This window comes from uncultured Anaerovibrio sp., assembly GCA_902786545.1.
In the GTDB taxonomy this organism is placed as follows: Bacteria; Bacillota; Negativicutes; order Selenomonadales; family Selenomonadaceae; genus Anaerovibrio.
Genome location: CADACU010000014.1, coordinates 15,336 through 31,681 on the forward strand (window position 1 = coordinate 15,336; position 16,346 = coordinate 31,681).

Annotated in this window: 12 protein-coding genes; 10 read left to right on the forward strand and 2 right to left on the reverse strand. The window is 46.3% G+C overall.

Going from position 1 to position 16,346, the window contains the following annotated elements; all coding sequences use genetic code 11:
- Nucleotides 1–53 precede the first annotated feature (53 nt).
- From QZV24_RS04205 to QZV24_RS04215, 3 genes are read left to right on the forward strand one after another with little or no spacing between them, the layout of a single operon-like run.
- Entirely contained in the window at nt 54–1,325 is a 1,272-nt protein-coding gene (locus QZV24_RS04205; protein WP_294520557.1) for a hexokinase, read from the forward strand.
- A gap of 43 nt (nt 1,326–1,368) precedes the next feature.
- Nucleotides 1,369–2,637 carry an NAD(P)/FAD-dependent oxidoreductase gene (locus tag QZV24_RS04210; protein WP_294520638.1) on the forward strand — a complete coding sequence of 423 codons (1,269 nt, stop codon included), beginning with the start codon at nt 1,369–1,371 and terminating at the stop codon, nt 2,635–2,637.
- 17 nt (nt 2,638–2,654) lie between these two features.
- Nucleotides 2,655–3,905, forward strand: coding sequence for a GDSL-type esterase/lipase family protein (locus QZV24_RS04215; RefSeq protein ID WP_294520560.1), 1,251 nt, complete (start codon nt 2,655–2,657; stop codon nt 3,903–3,905).
- Between the two features lie 52 nt (nt 3,906–3,957).
- Here the strand turns inward: QZV24_RS04215 and QZV24_RS04220 are convergent, their stop codons facing one another.
- Both QZV24_RS04220 and QZV24_RS04225 read right to left on the reverse strand, forming a co-directional pair.
- Nucleotides 3,958–4,596 carry a YigZ family protein gene (locus QZV24_RS04220; protein ID WP_294520563.1) on the reverse strand — a complete coding sequence of 213 codons (639 nt, stop codon included), beginning with the start codon at nt 4,594–4,596 and terminating at the stop codon, nt 3,958–3,960.
- A complete protein-coding gene (locus QZV24_RS04225; RefSeq protein ID WP_294520566.1) occupies nt 4,596–5,252 on the reverse strand; it encodes a hypothetical protein in 657 nt (218 codons plus the stop codon). The genes QZV24_RS04220 and QZV24_RS04225 overlap by 1 nt, the downstream gene beginning before the upstream one ends.
- A 140-nt stretch (nt 5,253–5,392) precedes the next feature.
- Between QZV24_RS04225 and QZV24_RS04230 the strand changes: the two genes are divergently transcribed.
- From QZV24_RS04230 to glgA, 7 genes are all read left to right on the forward strand, one after another.
- A complete protein-coding gene (locus tag QZV24_RS04230; protein WP_294520641.1) occupies nt 5,393–7,090 on the forward strand; it encodes an ABC transporter ATP-binding protein/permease in 1,698 nt (565 codons plus the stop codon).
- Between the two features lies 1 nt (nt 7,091).
- Nucleotides 7,092–7,379 (forward strand): hypothetical protein, encoded by a 288-nt coding sequence (locus QZV24_RS04235; protein ID WP_290656441.1) that lies wholly within the window; start codon nt 7,092–7,094, stop codon nt 7,377–7,379.
- Nucleotides 7,380–7,579: 200 nt separating this feature from the next.
- Nucleotides 7,580–8,737, forward strand: coding sequence for a glucose-1-phosphate adenylyltransferase (locus tag QZV24_RS04240; RefSeq protein ID WP_294520569.1), 1,158 nt, complete (start codon nt 7,580–7,582; stop codon nt 8,735–8,737).
- A 30-nt stretch (nt 8,738–8,767) separates the two neighbouring features.
- A complete protein-coding gene (glgD, locus tag QZV24_RS04245; RefSeq protein WP_294520572.1) occupies nt 8,768–9,871 on the forward strand; it encodes a glucose-1-phosphate adenylyltransferase subunit GlgD in 1,104 nt (367 codons plus the stop codon).
- A gap of 102 nt (nt 9,872–9,973) precedes the next feature.
- On the forward strand, nt 9,974–12,505 hold the full coding sequence (locus QZV24_RS04250; RefSeq protein ID WP_294520575.1) for a glycogen/starch/alpha-glucan phosphorylase: 2,532 nt from the start codon (nt 9,974–9,976) through the stop codon (nt 12,503–12,505).
- 28 nt (nt 12,506–12,533) lie between these two features.
- Complete coding sequence (gene glgB, locus QZV24_RS04255) at nt 12,534–14,816, forward strand: 1,4-alpha-glucan branching protein GlgB (protein WP_294520578.1); 2,283 nt, start codon at nt 12,534–12,536, stop codon at nt 14,814–14,816.
- Between the two features lie 68 nt (nt 14,817–14,884).
- Nucleotides 14,885–16,318: a glycogen synthase GlgA gene (glgA, locus tag QZV24_RS04260; protein ID WP_294520580.1), complete on the forward strand. Its 1,434-nt coding sequence runs from the start codon at nt 14,885–14,887 to the stop codon at nt 16,316–16,318.
- Nucleotides 16,319–16,346: the final 28 nt, after the last annotated feature.

Consider the following 16,346-nt stretch of genomic DNA (forward strand, 5'->3'; position numbering starts at 1 on the left):
TGAGAATTAGTAATGATGAAGTAGAAATTCTTGATTAGTATGGGGGGCTAGTGGTGGATTTTAACAAAACCTTATACAACGAAATAATGGAGACCCTTGTGGCCGACAAGGAATATATTACGGAAGCGGCCCGGGCGTTTCGGTGGGATATGGAGCAGGGTCTAAAAAACACGGAGTATTCTTCTTTGCAGATGCTGCCATCCTTCATTGGCTTGCCGAAAGGAACGGAAACGGGGGAGTTTCTCACCTTGGATTTTGGCGGGACCAATGTGCGGGCCACAGTAATTCGCCTGCTGGGCAATGGTCGATATGAGCAGGTACGCCGGGCGGAAAAAACACTGGTGTGTGACGAATATAACCTGATTTGTGCCCAGGCAACCTGTGATGAGCTCTTTGACTTTTTGACCCGGATTATCGGTGAAGCCATTGCCGGGGATAAGGAAACTACCTATTTTCTGGGGCATACCTTTTCCTTTGGGTCCCAGCAGTTGGACATAAATAAAGCCAGATTGATTAAATGGGCCAAGGAATTTGCCGTTCCCGGGGTGGAGGGGCAGGACATAAATGCTCTGCTGATGAAAGCCTTGCAGAAAGCAGGTTATAGCAATGTTAAGCCGGTGGCCATTATCAACGATACAGTGGCCGTACAGCTGGCGGCGGCTTACCGCTATCCTGATACGCAAATAGGCTCTATTTACGCCACAGGGCATAATACCTGCTATATGGAACGGATGCCTGATGTGGGCCGGCCGGCCTGTATTTTAAATATGGAATCCGGCGGATTTGCCAAGCTAATACCTACTCAGTGGGATATTGAACTGGATAAGCGGTCAGAACAGCCGGGGCGGCAGCGGTTGGAAAAAATGGTATCGGGGCGATATATGGGTATGTTGTTTAACCAGCTTCTGATGCAGCTTTTTTCGCTGGACAAATCCCCGAATCTATCTGCTGTGGATATGTCGGCCATTATGGAAGATAAATCGGCTGTAATAACGCTGTTGCCAGATATTATCGGGGTAATGGATGATGATCTGACCGAAAAAGTGAAGAGTTTGGCGAAGGCCATTACGGTTCGGTCGGCTCGGCTGGTGGCAGCTACCTGGGCCGGAACCTTGTGGCACCTGGCGGGAAATGACAAAATTCTTCCGCAGCATATTGCCGTTGATGGTTCAGTATATCAGCATATGCCTTATGTGCAGGAAAATGTCCGGCGGGCCCTCTATGAAATATTAGGGGAAGATGCGGCAGCCATTGAACCGGTGCTGATTAAGGATGGGTCCAGTGTCGGAGCGGCTATAGCGGCAGCCGTTGCAAGTAAGCTGTAATAGTGCTAAGATAGCCTATGTGTTTTTTGATACGGGGGAATATATTTTGAGTGAAAAAATACCTCATGTAGTAATCATCGGAGCCGGATTTGGTGGTATGTCAACTGTTAAGGCACTGGCCGGCGCCAAGGTGAAAATAACTGTGGTGGACCGAACCAATTATCATTTGTTTCAGCCATTGCTGTATCAGCTGTCCACGGCGGTATTGTCCACCGACGACATATCCTTCCCGGTTCGGGCCATGTTCCGTAAGGTGAAGAATATCGATTTGTTTATGGCCAAGGCCACGGGTATTGATGGGAAAAATAAAATACTTCATACTAATCACGGTGATATTTCCTATGATTATCTGGTGGTGGCGGCAGGAGCTACCAACAATTTCTTCGGTATGGAGAATGTAAAAAAATATTCTTATGGAATGAAGACTATCCAGGAAGCCCTGCACATCCGCAATCATGTCCTGCATATGTTCGAGCGGGCCAATAAGCAGCTGGACAGTGAAGAAGTGCGGCGACAGATGCTGACCTTTATTTGCGTAGGAGGAGGACCTACCGGGGTGGAAGAGGCGGGTGCCTTAGCGGAGCTGGTTGCAGTCCAGAAAAAGGATTATCAGTTTTTAAATTTTGACGAAGTCAGTATCAAACTTATCGAGGCGACGGACAAGGTGCTGCCGATGATGCCGGAAAAGCTTCGGAACTACACTTTGAAGGTGCTGAAGGAAAAAGGCGTAGAAGTGATACTGAACACTGCGGTGGCGGATTGCAGCGAGGACGGATTGACCCTGAAGGATGGTACCTTTATTCCAAGCAAAACCGTCATTTGGGCGGCAGGAGTCCGGGCGCATACGGTGGCATCCACCATTGGGACGGAATGCGATAGGGCCGGACGGGTAGTTGTGGAAAAGACCTTGCAGGTCCCTGGCTACCCGGAGATTTTTGCCATTGGGGATAATGCCCATTTCCTGCAGGATGGTCGACCGTTGGCGACAGTGGCTCCTGTGGCCAATCAGGAAGCCGTGGTGGCAGTGGAAAATATTAAGCGCCTGATTGCCGGCAAGACAGAGCTGAAGGAATTTGTCTACAAGGATTATGGCAGTATGGCCACCATCGGTCGCTGTGAAGCGGTAGTATCCTGGGGCTTTTTGCAGATTGGCGGCTTTTTCGCCTGGTGCATTTGGATGTTCCTGCATCTGCTACGCTTGGAAGGAACCCACGCTGATATTACCGTAGGTACCAAATGGTTGTGGAATTTCATTTCTGGGACCAGATTGGGCCGAATTATTACCAATATCAAATTTGATGAGGAAGAATAACTCTGGGAGAGATAAAGTTGAAATTTATTTATAGATTTTTACCGGTGAGTCTGGCCATCTTAATGGTGCTGGGCAGCTGGCTGGTTTCTATGGGGCAGGCCGATGCCCGGACGATCAATAAAGTCAGAATAAATTGGCCAATTATTGCCGGAGCGGTAAGCTATCGGCTGGAGATAATGAAAGCACCGGACAGCAGTCTGACCAATCGGGTGAAGGCGGTAAACCGCATACCGGTCAACGGCTACGAGCTGAATACGGAGGATATGCCTGAGGCTGAACATTATTATTGGCGGGTGTGCCCCTTGGGCTACAATGGCAATGTGATAGGTGATTATACAGACATAAAGCCACTAAAAAATGAGGAACTAAATCCATCAATGCCCCGGGGCACGACGGAGTTTAACCGTATGGCCTATGTGCCGTTGTATCCGGTGTTTTCCTGGATACCAGTAGCTGGCAGTGGTGGCTACGATGTCCATATCAGTCGGGAAAAGGCGGATTCGCCAGGGCAATATCAGGTGATCCGCAGCTTCCAAACCGACAGCAATGTGCTGTATGAGGATGGAGGATATACTTGGCCGGGTCGATATATGTGGCAGGTCCGGTCAGTTGATAAAAATGGCCAGCCCAATACGGAATGGTCTGAGCCGGACTATTTTACAGTAGAGAACCGGGTAAAGGTTGCGGCACTGGGGGATAGTATTACCCATGGCGGCGGTACCTGCAACACACCGCCAGGGTATGTTATTTATAGCTGGGAAACCTATTCCAAGGTGCCAATAAAAAATTTGGGGCATAGTGGCGACACTGTGCAGGATATGGCGGCCAGATTTGACAGAGATGTGGTATGCTTTAGCCCAAAGATTTTGGTGATTATGGGAGGCGTAAATAATTTCCGGGCCGGAGAATCAGGCTGGGATACCATTGCTGCTATGGAACAGATTTTGGCCGAATGTCAGCTTCATGACATCATACCGGTTTTTGCCACAGCTACACCAATAAATGCCGATCTTATGCAACATGTGGAAACAGTTGAGGAACCGGTATGGAATTGGCAGGCTGAGCAGGAAATATTAAATCAGTGGATTATGAATCAACCGTATCATGTGGATGTTACCACCCCGTTGAAGGATGAATACGGACAGCTGAAGGAAAACTTCACTACCGATGGCTTGCATCCGGATCATGAAGGCAAGCGGATAATCGGTGAGATAATTGCCAATTATCTGTTGACCACTTTCCCGGAGTATGACTTGTTAAATAAATAGCATAGTAAAAAATAAAGGACTGAGGCAGTTGCGCTTCAGTCCTTTTTGTATGTTATGAATTTTCGATTGGCACTTTCATAAATTCCGCTTCATCCACTGTGATGTGGCATTGACCGGCGGTAAGGTCGATGAGGGAGGCCTTGGCTGTATCCACATTCTGAGGCTCGATTAAAAGCCTTACTGTAACCCTGTCCGTGTAGTCGGTTCCACTGGTTCGGATGCTGTTATTGCGAACCCAGTTTTCGATGGTACCCAGCAAAGTATAATCCATTTCCGCCGATACCATACAAAAGGGCTTTACCTCCACCAGCGGTGATGCATCAAGCCCCAGTGAGGCGGCGTGATTATAGGCCCGTATCAGGCCACCGGCCCCCAGTTTTATGCCACCAAAGTAGCGGGTAACCACCACCACCACATTGGTGAGGCCATGCTGCTTGATGGCTTCCAAAATCGGATTACCAGCAGTACCCCCTGGTTCGCCGTCATCATTGGATTTTTGCTGACTGGCGTCATCCCCCAGTACCCAGGCTGAGCAATTGTGACGGGCGTCAAAATGCTTCTTTTTTATGCCTTGGACGAATTCCCGGGCGGCAGCTTCATCTGCCACAGGAGCTGTATAGGTATAAAATTTTGATTTTTGAATTTCATAAAAAGCTGTGCCGCATTCGGCAATAGTTTTATAGGCCTGCATCAATCCACCTCCGGTATGGTGAGGTTATCCCGCAGGGTGGTGATTTCCCGAGCGGTAAACAGCATATCCGGTGCATTAAGCAATCTGGCATCATTCAGGGCCTGTACCTGCTGGTCGTGGTTGTTGAAAATGGTCTTATCCGGATCGGCTGCTGCTTTGGTAGCACGGATGGTTTTCAGCTGCGCATCGGAATAGGACTTGGTTTTTTCCAGCATGGAGGCTGTCAAATCATAATTATTATCATCAAGGCTTATAGGGGGCATCATCTGAAAAATTTCCTTGTGAAGACCGACGACATCAGTTTCCAGAGTGGACAACTGCTGATGGGCTTCGTTGAGAGAAATCCGTTCATATTTAAAATCAGTCAGTATACGATGATATAACACCCAATAATAATCCACATTTTCCAGTTTCTTTTTATAAATGGTATACCACTCGCCAAAGGCCTGCTGTTGGGCTGTAATATGGCGGATGGTGGATTCGTCCGGCTCAGTATAGGTGCTGGTGTTGACCAGGTAGGTGTAGCCAAGAATGGATATGGCTGTTACCAGGGACAGACAAAAGGCACCAAAGACCAGCCGGCTTTTTATATTTCGTTCCAGTACAAGAACTGTGAGTACAAATACGACCACAGCACTGATAATTAGTAAAATCATGGCAATACTTAAACCTTCCAATTAGTTTTATACAGATGTATTCTATCATTTTTTTTCAGTTTTTCCTAAGGAAAATTTCATATAAAGGCTGTATAATTGTGATGTAAGTATTGGAGGTGTATGTATTGCGAAAAGGAGATATGGCCAGAAATGTCTGGCGGATGATGCGCTCCTATTGGAAGTCGGAGGAAAAATGGTGGGCCAGGGGAATGCTTGGTGTCATTATTTTTCTTAGCTTGGGGCAGGTCTATATGCTGGTTTTGCTGAACCAGTGGTACAACGATTTTTACAACGCACTGCAAAATTATGATTTTTCATTGTTTTGGCCCCTCATCGGGCAGTTTATGCTGGTGGCCTTTGTGTATATCATAATGGCAGTATATGCGGTGTATTTGCGGCAAATGCTCCAGATAAAATGGCGAACCTGGATGACCCGACAGTATCTGAGGAGTTGGATGGCCAAGCAGGTTTATTATAAGCTGCAGGTTTTAAAGTCTGATATGGATAACCCAGACCAGCGAATTTCGGAGGATATTGATGCATTCATCAATTTGACCCTTACCTTGTTCCTGGGCTTCCTAAAGCAGTTGACCACCCTGCTGGCTTTTGTGGCCGTGCTGTGGAATTTGTCCGGCATTCTGGAAATACCGTTTGGGGAAACTGTAGTATCGGTACCAGGATATATGGTATTTATGTGTCTGATTTATTCCATTGTGGGTACTTGGCTGGCCCATAAGGTGGGATATAAGCTGATTGGTCTTAACTACGATCAGCAGCGCTTTGAGGCTGATTTCCGTTTCAATATGGTTCGGGTTCGGGAAAACAGTGAAAGCATTGCATTTTATCGGGGGGAACAGCCGGAAACCGATGGCTTTGAGGACCGGTTTAAGATGGTAATCAATAATTTCTGGGGACTGATGAAGCGGACCAAGCTGCTGAATTTCTATATTAACGGTTATAGTCAGCTGGCAGTAATTTTTCCGGTATTGATGGCTGCGCCAAAATATTTTGCCGGAGAAATGCAGCTGGGTGGATTTATGCAGACGCTTAGTGCCTTTGGTCGGGTGCAGGATGCTTTGAGCTATTTTGTAGACGCCTACGATTCCATCGCAAAATATGTAGCAGTTATCCGCCGTCTTAGCGGCTTTACCCAGCATATGGAGGAAGTGGATGCGTTGGAGTCCAAGTTCAGGCGGATGAACAACGAAGCTGATGCTTTGGCATTGTCTGACATTGAGATAGACTTGCCAGAGGGGCATAAACTGATTGAAGGGTTGAATTTAACGGTAAATCCGGGGGAATATCTGCTGGTTTCCGGTAAATCGGGAGCGGGTAAGAGTACACTGTTGCGGGCTTTGGCCGAGCTTTGGCCATATGGCAGCGGTCAGATTGCCATGCCGGATGACTGGCGGGTTATGTTTTTGCCGCAGCGGCCTTATTTGCCGTTAGGTACACTGCGTCAGGCAATTTATTATCCTCAGTCAGTACCTGAAAATGATGAAACGGATATTGCGGCTCTTTTAGATGAATTTGGCCTGTCCACTCTGCGGGATAAGTTGGATGAGGTGGATGACTGGAGCCGGATTTTATCATTGGGCGAACAGCAGCGCATTGCTTTTATCCGAATTTTGCTCTTTAAACCCCAGCTGGCCTTTTTGGATGAATCAACTTCAGCTATGGACGAGGAGCTGGAGGCCAGATCCTATGACAAATTAAAGGAAGAATTTCCGGATATGGCGGTAGTCAGTGTAGGACACCGTTCCAGTATCCTTCAGCGTCACAATGTCATCCTTCGGCTGATTGACAACGGGGCCTGGATGATTGAAAGGAAAGATTGATATGCCAGGTTTTAGATACAAGGGGACAATATACAAGGTATCTACGAAAAAGGAGGCCATATTTACCAACGGGGAAAAGGCAGGTATGGCCCTGTCCTTGGCCTTGTTTCTGTTTGGCCTGGCTGATGGGGATGTTCCCCTTTGTTTTTTTACCGCATCATTTTTGGTGTATGAAGCCCATATAGTGCTGAAAAAAGCCCGGGGGAATCAGGAATGGTTTTTGGCCAATGTCCTGAAAGGGATGAGTATTGCTATGTTTGTGGGATCGATAGCCATGGTATTTGTTTGAAATTTTAATCCATAATTAAAAGTTATGAACAAGGTACTTTTGTCTCAAAATACTAAATTCCTTTTATTTTTCTATTTTTTTGAAGGATTTTTATATATTTTATAGAAGAATGTAAGACAACATACATTATGATATTTTATATTTAGTGGGTAGTATTAAAATCATACTGTTGCAATTCATAAAAAGAAGGGGTGAGTTTTATGAGTAAGACAAAATGTGTGGCCATGATATTGGCTGGCGGGCAAGGCAGTCGGCTAGGGGCTTTAACTAAAAATATAGCTAAGCCAGCGGTACCATTCGGCGGAAAGTATCGGATAATTGATTTCCCACTTTCCAACTGCACCAATTCCGGGATTGAGAAGGTAGGGGTACTTACCCAATACCGGCCATTGGAGCTGCACTCATATTTGGGCACAGGTGATACCTGGGATTTGGACAAATCAGATGGTGGTGTGTTTATATTGCCACCGTATGCTCGGGACAAGGGGGCAGACTGGTATAAGGGGACTGCGGATGCCATCTACCAGAATTTGAATTTCATCGATATGGTGGATCCGGAGTATGTACTGGTACTGTCCGGTGACCACATTTACACCATGGATTATGCCAAGATGCTGGCAGCCCATCGGGCCAATAAGGCCGATGTAACCATCGGTGTGTTTGAGGTGCCTTGGGAAGAGGCCCCACGGTTCGGTATTTTGAATACTGACAAGAAGGATGGCCGCATTGTGGAATTCGAGGAAAAACCATCCAAGCCAAAGAGCAATTTGGCCTCCATGGGTATTTACATTTTCAACCGGGAGTTCTTGGACAAGTATTTGAAGACTGATGCTTCTGATGAAACCTCCAGTCATGATTTTGGAAAAAATATTATTCCAAACATGCTGAAAAATCAGGCAAGAATATTCTCCTATAAATTCGAGGGTTATTGGAAGGATGTAGGAACCATTGAGAGCCTTTGGCAGGCTAATATGGACCTGTTGCAGGATGAGCCACCATTCTCCATTAACAGTTCCTGGAATATTTATTCCGCCAATCCATCATTACCGCCACATTTTGTGGGGGCAGATGCTGACATCAGCCGTTCCATGATCAATGAAGGGTCCATGGTTTTAGGCACTGTCAGTCATTCAGTTTTATCAGCTGGCGTAAAAGTTGGAAAAGGTGCGAAGGTTACCAACTCGGTTATTATGCCATTTGCCGTAATCGAAGACAATGCGGTGGTTGACCACGCTATAGTAGCGCAAAACAGTGTCATTTCCGCCAGTGCCCAAGTATTGGGTGAGCCGGGAGCGATTGCTGTGGTTCCTGAAGGAGAGACAGTAGAAGCTGCAGATAGTGGTCAGCAGGTAAGCTGATGTTAGATAATAGAAACGGAGCTGATTGTATTGGGCAATATGATGGGGATAATTCAACTTGACGGTGCAAAAACTATGTTAAAGGAGCTGAGTGACCGTCGTCCGGCAGCAGCCTTGCCGATGGCTGGTCGTTATCGTCTGATGGATTTTGCGCTTTCGAGTATGGTAAATTCCGGTATCAGTCATGTGGGTGTACTGCTTTCCAACAAGGCAAGACCAGTGTTTGACCACCTGCGTTCCGGTAAGGATTGGGATTTGGCCAGACATAGAGAGGGCCTTGTGTATTTGCCGAGTGATTTGGATGGACATCAGGTGCCAACCACCTTGGCTACTATTTACCACAATTTGGATTATATCAAGCACAGCAAGGCTGATTATGTGCTGCTGGCTCAGGCGGATACTGTGTATAATATCGATTTTCGGCCGGTGCTGCTGTTCCACCAGAATACCGGTGCTGACATAACTATGATTTATAGTCGGGCGAAGTCTGATTTGCCAGGGGATGCAGTGGCAATGAAAATAGCCGGTGATGGCTGTGTAAATGATATAGCAAAGCAGCTCACGGCGACCAAGGGGTCCAATGACTTTTTGGGGATTTATCTCATGGCCCGGGACACCTTTGTGAAGATTGTTTCCATGGCCTTTGAGCGGGGCGGCAGTGATTTGTTGGTGGATGGCATTATCCGTCATATGAATGACTACAGCATCTATGCGTATGAGCATAAGGGCTTTGTGTCCAGAGTAAATTCCACTATGGCTTATTTCAATGCCAATAAGGAAATTTTGAACCATGAGGTATGGGACGAATTGTTTATGGGGGATAACCCAATCCATACCAAGACCAAGGATGCGGCACCGGTGCAGTATAAGGAAAGCGCCCGGGTGACCAATTCATTGGTGGCCAATGGCTGTGAGATATATGGCGAAGTGGAGAACAGCGTTCTGTTCCGGGGGGTTAAGGTGGCTCCTGGGGTTAAGATACGGGATTGCATAATTATGGAGCAGTGTCAGATTGAAGAAAACGCGATGCTGCGGGATGTGATTTGTGACAAGAATGTTATTATATCGGCGGACCAGTGGTTGAAGGGGTCTGAAAATTATCCTTTGGTAGTTGCTAAGGGAACTGTAATCTAAAGCATTTATCAAGCCACGGCAATGGGAGAGAATTTCATTTCTGTGGCTTGATTTGGCATATTGCCAACATCGAAAAATGTCATTTAGTGTAGGAGTGATTTTATGGCAGCTAAGAAAAAAGACGCGGGGCGTAATGCAGCTAAAAAGAAAAATGTTGGGCAGAATGTAGTTAAGAAAGACACGGGACACAAGGACGAGGTTAAGGAAGAGCGAAACCTCAAGGAAGAATTGAAGTTCCGTTTTATCAATACTTCGAGAATTTTGTACGGCAGAGAGCTGTCTGAGCTGTCTGTAAATGAGTTATACAATACCATTGCCAATGTGGTAAAACAGTACACTACGGAAAATTGGATTAAAACAAACAAACAGTATGCTGTGGAAAACAAAAAGCAGATTTATTATTTTTCCATAGAATTTTTGCTGGGCCGTTTGCTGAATACCAATCTTATCAATCTTGATTTGAAACATCCGTTGCAGGCTATGCTACAGGAGTTGGGGCTGAATATTGATGAAATATACAATGAGGAACCAGACGCTGGCTTAGGAAATGGTGGTCTGGGCCGTTTGGCTGCCTGCTTTATTGACTCCATGGCTTCTTTGGGCTTGCCGGCTCATGGCTGTGGTATGCGGTATCAGTATGGTTTGTTTGAACAGAAAATCATCAACGGTACCCAGATAGAAATTCCGGATAATTGGCTAAGGGATGGCTTTGCCTGGGAATTTAGAAAACCAAACAAAGCTGTTACCGTTCGGATAGGTGGTAACGCCTATATGAAGGAGGTTCCGGGAGAAGATCGGCTGGAGCTGGTACACGAAAACTATGCCGAGGTTATGGCGGTTCCTTACGATGTACCGGTTATCGGTTATCTGAATAATACGGTTAATAACCTGCGCCTGTGGAATGCGGAAGTAAATCGTGATTTCTCCGATTATGCCACTCTGTCCCAGGAGCAGATTAACGAGCGGCAGGAGTATCGCCGCTGGGTAAATAAAATAACTGAGTACCTTTATCCGGATGATCGGTCCTCAGATGGGCGACGCCTCCGTCTGATACAGGAGTATTTCTTTACTTCCGCAGGTATTCAGAGTATTTTGCGCCACTATCGGCTCACCCATGACAATTTCTATGGGTTGGAAGACAAGATCGGCATTCATATCAATGATACTCATCCGGCTACGGCAGTAGCTGAAATGATGCGCATTCTGGTGGATGAGGAAGGCATGGAATGGGAAGATGCCTGGGATATTACCACGCACACCATGGCCTATACTAACCATACCATTTTGCCGGAAGCCTTGGAAAAATGGGATATTGACCTGTTTAAGGGCGTATTGCCGCGTCTGTATATGATTATTGAGGAAATCAATCGCCGTTTCCTGGAGGATGTACGGAAGAAGTACCCAGGGGATGAGGAACTGGTGCGGTCAGTATCAATTATCGAGAATGGGCAGGTTCATATGGCCCATCTGGCCATTGTGGGGTCTTACAGTGTAAACGGTGTGGCCAGAATTCACTCCGATATTTTGAAGAACAGCACCTTAAAGCAGTTCTATAAGCTTTTCCCGAAAAAATTCAACAACAAGACCAATGGTATCACCCATCGCCGGTGGCTTATCAGTGCCAACAATGATTTGGCACACCTTATCGACAGCAAATTGACCCGTAAATGGCGGTTTGACTACAAGATGCTGGCGAAGCTGAATGACTTTGTCGATGACGCAAGCTTCCTGAAGGAACTGACCAAGATCAAGCGGGCCCGCAAGCGGGAACTGGCCCAGTATGTGTGGTCCCATAACAAGATAAGGGTTAAGATTGATTCTATGTTTGATGTGCAGGTAAAGCGCATTCATTCCTACAAGCGGCAGCTGATGAATATTATGCATATTATGTATCAGTACCACCGCTTGAAGACTGACCCTAATTATGATATGCCGGTACCAGTGGCGTATTTCTTCGGTGGAAAGGCTGCACCGGGATATTATACTGCCAAGGAAACCATTCGCCTTATCAATGCTGTAGCGGATAAGATAAACAACGATGCTAGCATTGACGGCAAGATTAAGGTTGTATTTATTGAAAACTTCGGTGTTTCTCTGGGTGAAATGGTATATCCGGCTGCGGATGTCAGTGAACAGATTTCCACCGCCTCCAAGGAAGCCTCCGGTACTGGTAACATGAAGTTTATGATGAACGGTGCCATTACTTTGGGTACTCTGGACGGAGCCAACGTGGAAATTCACGAGCAGGTGGGGGATGATAACTGCGTTATCTTTGGCCTGCGGGCTGAAGAAGTCCTTGCTTATTATGAAAACGGCAACTATAGTGCCTGGGATGAATACAATACCAACGAGCGGGTTCGTACCGTTATGAATCAGCTGACTGATGGTACCTATGGCAATTTCCAAACCCTGTTTGATTATCTCATTAACAGTAATGATGAGTTCTTCATTCTGAAGGATTTTGATGCATATATTGCAGCTCATGAAGAAATTGTCCGCCGTTATCAGGACAAGGATGCCTGGGCCCGGTCCATGGCTATGAATATTGCCAATTCTGGCATATTCTCCTCCGACCGTACTATTCAGGAGTACGCCGAGGATATTTGGGGAATCGAGCCAGTGGAGATAAAATAACTGGTGCTTGTATGGAAGGGGGTATTCAATGAATACATCTGAACTTAGCGAGTTTGATTTATTCCTGTTTCATCAGGGGACAAATTATCGCGCTTATGAAATGTTAGGTGCGCATATTATGACTCAGAATGGGAAGCAGGGCGTTCGGTTTACCGTATGGGCACCCCATGCCAAGGAGGTTTCTGTTGTTGGTGATTTTAACAACTGGGACACCCGGGTAAATAAAATGTCCAAGCTGGGGGATGGCGAGATTTGGAATTTGTTCATACCGGGATTGGGCGCCGGAACAGTTTACAAATATGCCATATTACCACAGCATGAAGGACCGCATATTATGAAGGCGGACCCGTACGGATTTTATGCGGAGAAAAAGCCGGAAACGGCCTCCATTGTATATGATTTGAACAACTACAAATGGCAGGATAAAAAGTGGATTAAGTTCAAGGAGGATAACCCGTCTTACAGTCGGCCTATGCTGACCTATGAGGTTCATCTTGGCTCCTGGCGCCGGACTTTGGAGGGAGATTATTTATCGTACCGGGAAATGGCAGATCAGCTGGTGGATTATGTTAAGAGTATGAATTATACCCATATGGAGTTTATGCCTCTGTGTGAGCATCCATTTGATGGATCATGGGGCTATCAGGCCACCGGCTACTATGCTGTTACCAGCCGTTATGGAACGCCGGATGATTTCTGTTATTTGGTTGACAAGGCTCATCAGGCTGGTATCGGTATTATTATGGACTGGGTACCGGGGCATTTCTGCAAGGATAACCAAGGCTTGCGGGATTTTGATGGTCAGAATTTATATGAGTCGGATAATATCCAGCGGGCCGATAATGCCGGCTGGGGAACTATAAATTTTGATTATGGCCGCACTGAGGTACAAAGTTTTTTGATTTCCAATGCCCTGTTTTGGATGGAGCAGTATCATATTGATGGACTGCGGATAGATGCAGTGGCCAATATGCTTTATCTGAACTATGGTCGGCAGGACGGAGATTGGGTGCCGAACAAATACGGTGGCGATGGTAATCTGGAGGCCATTGATTTCCTCCATAAGCTGAACGAGGCCGTGTTTAAGTTCTATCCTCAAGCTTTGATGATTGCCGAGGAATCCACTTCCTGGCCGAATGTTTCCAAGCCAACCTATATGGGGGGCATGGGCTTCAACTACAAGTGGAATATGGGCTGGATGAACGATATTCTTCGTTATATCAGTCTTGATCCAATTTATCGTAAGTGGCACCATGATAAGCTGACCTTCTCCTTGATGTATGCCTTCAACGAGAATTTTGTATTGCCACTGTCCCACGACGAAGTGGTACATGGCAAGTGCTCCCTTATCAGCAAGATGCCGGGAGATTATTGGCAAAAATTTGCCGGCTTGCGGGCCTTCTTTGGTTATTGGATGGCTCATCCGGGCAAAAAGCTACTCTTTATGGGTGGTGAGTTTGGTCAGTTCATTGAGTGGAATTTTGACGACAGTCTGGATTGGCATCTGGTAGAGCAATATGAAAAGCATACCCAGATGCTGGAGTATTCCCGGGCCTTGAACAAATTTTATGTTGATCACAAAGCCTTTTGGCAGGTTGATTTTGACTGGAACGGCTTTGAGTGGATTGATTGTGAAAATGCGGATGACAGTGTGGTGTCCTTTATTCGCAAGGACGAGGACGGGGACTTCATCATCGCTATCTGCAACTTTACACCGGAGGTTCGACAGGGGTATCGCTTTGGTGTACCGAAGGCCGGTGTCTATCGTGAAGTGTTCAACAGTGATGCAGGGGAATTTGGTGGCTCCAATGTTTTGAATGATTATGATATTGAGACAGAGGAGATGACCTGGCAGAATCGGCAGCACTCCATTCTGGTAACGGTACCGCCTTTGGCGACTATCTATCTGGAATATAAGGGGGAGAAAGAAGGGGAGTCTTCCCCCAGTAGCAAAGTGATCAAAAAGGTGGTTGCTGCCAAGACAAAAAAAACGGCAGATAAAGCTGAAGCAAAGTCTACGACTACTCGTGGCCGGAAAAAAGCCAGTGAGGTAAAGGAAACCGAGGAAAAGCCAAAAACTACCCGTGGCCGGAAAAAAGCCAGCGAGGTTAAGGAGACCGAGGAAAAGCCCAAAACTACCCGTGGCCGGAAAAAAGCCAGTGAGGTAAAGGAAACCGAGGAAAAGCCAAAAGCTACCCGGACCCGAAAAACGGCCACCACAACTAAAACCACCACTAAGACCAATACTGCAAAGGCTGCCACTAAATCTAAAACCACCAGAACTAACCGGGCGAAAAAAGCCGCGGAATAAGTTGGTGTTCAACACATTAGAGGCTGCATAGGGCAGGAAAGTTTGTGTCCAAAGAGAGGTATAGATGTATGAAAGTATTATATGTAGTTTCGGAAGCAGTACCATTTATTAAAACAGGAGGATTGGCGGATGTGGCCGGCTCTTTGCCTAAGGCTTTGGTGGCTGAGGGCATTGATGCCAGAGTGATATTGCCAAAATACAGTAATATTCCTGAGGAATATCGTAACCAGATGGAGCATGTGGCCGACATTACTGTGCCAGTGTCCTGGCGACAGAAATATGCCGGTGTGGAAAAACTGGTATACGATGGCGTAACATATTACTTCGTGGACAACGAGGAATATTTCCGTCGGGATGGCATGTATGGCTATGGGGATGATGCGGAAAGATTTTCCTTCTTCTCCCGGGCAGTACTGAATCTGTTGCCGGCTATGGATTTCTGGCCGGATGTAATCAACAGCAACGATTGGCATGCTGCGTTGGTTAATGTCTTTTTGAAGCTGGAGCATAACGGTGATGAGCGCTATGAAAACATCAAAACCGTCTTCTCCATTCATAATCTGAAATATCAGGGGATTTTTGACAAGAACATTATGGGGGATGTTCTCGGTCTTGACTGGCAATACTTTAACAATGGTGATTTGGAGTTCCATGATTGTGTGAACTTTATGAAGGGCGGCATTGTATATGCTGATATGATTACCACTGTAAGCCGTACCTATGCTGAGGAAATTCAGTACGAATTTTATGGTGAGCAGATGGATGGCCTGCTCCGCAGTCGCCGGGATTCCTTGCGGGGCATTGTCAATGGTATCGATGTGGATGTTTATAATCCAGCCACGGATAAATATCTTTTTGAGAATTTTGATATTAACAGTCTGGCCAAGAAGCTGGAGAACAAGGTTCGTCTGCAGGAACAGCTGGGTTTGCCACAAGGTCGCAACATACCGCTGATTGGTATGGTTTCCCGGCTGGTAGAAGCCAAGGGCTTAAATCTTATCATCCGTATTATGGATGAGATTTTGACCCACGAGGAGTGTCAGTTTGTGCTCCTTGGAACCGGCGACAAGGTGTTTGAGGATTGGTTTAAGGATTTGCAATGGCGGTATCCTACCAAGGTTTCCACCAATATATATTTCTCCAATGAGTTGGCCCAGCGGATATACGGCAGCTCGGATATTTTCCTGATGCCATCCATTTATGAGCCATGTGGCATTGGTCAGATGATAGCCCTCAGATATGGTACAGTTCCGATTGTTCGGGAGACTGGCGGTCTGAAGGATACAGTAAAGGCCTATAATAAATATGAGGCTACTGGTAACGGTTATACATTTAGTGATATAAATGCCCATGATTTGATGTACACTATTAAGCGGGCGCTGACTGAGTATGAGTCCATTGGCTTGTGGTCGCAAATTCAGACCAATGCCATGAAGTCAGACTGCAGCTGGAAGAGATCTGCCAAGGAATACATTGATATGTACAATCAGCTGATTGGGTGATTTGAACTTTAATATGAAAAGGGGGACG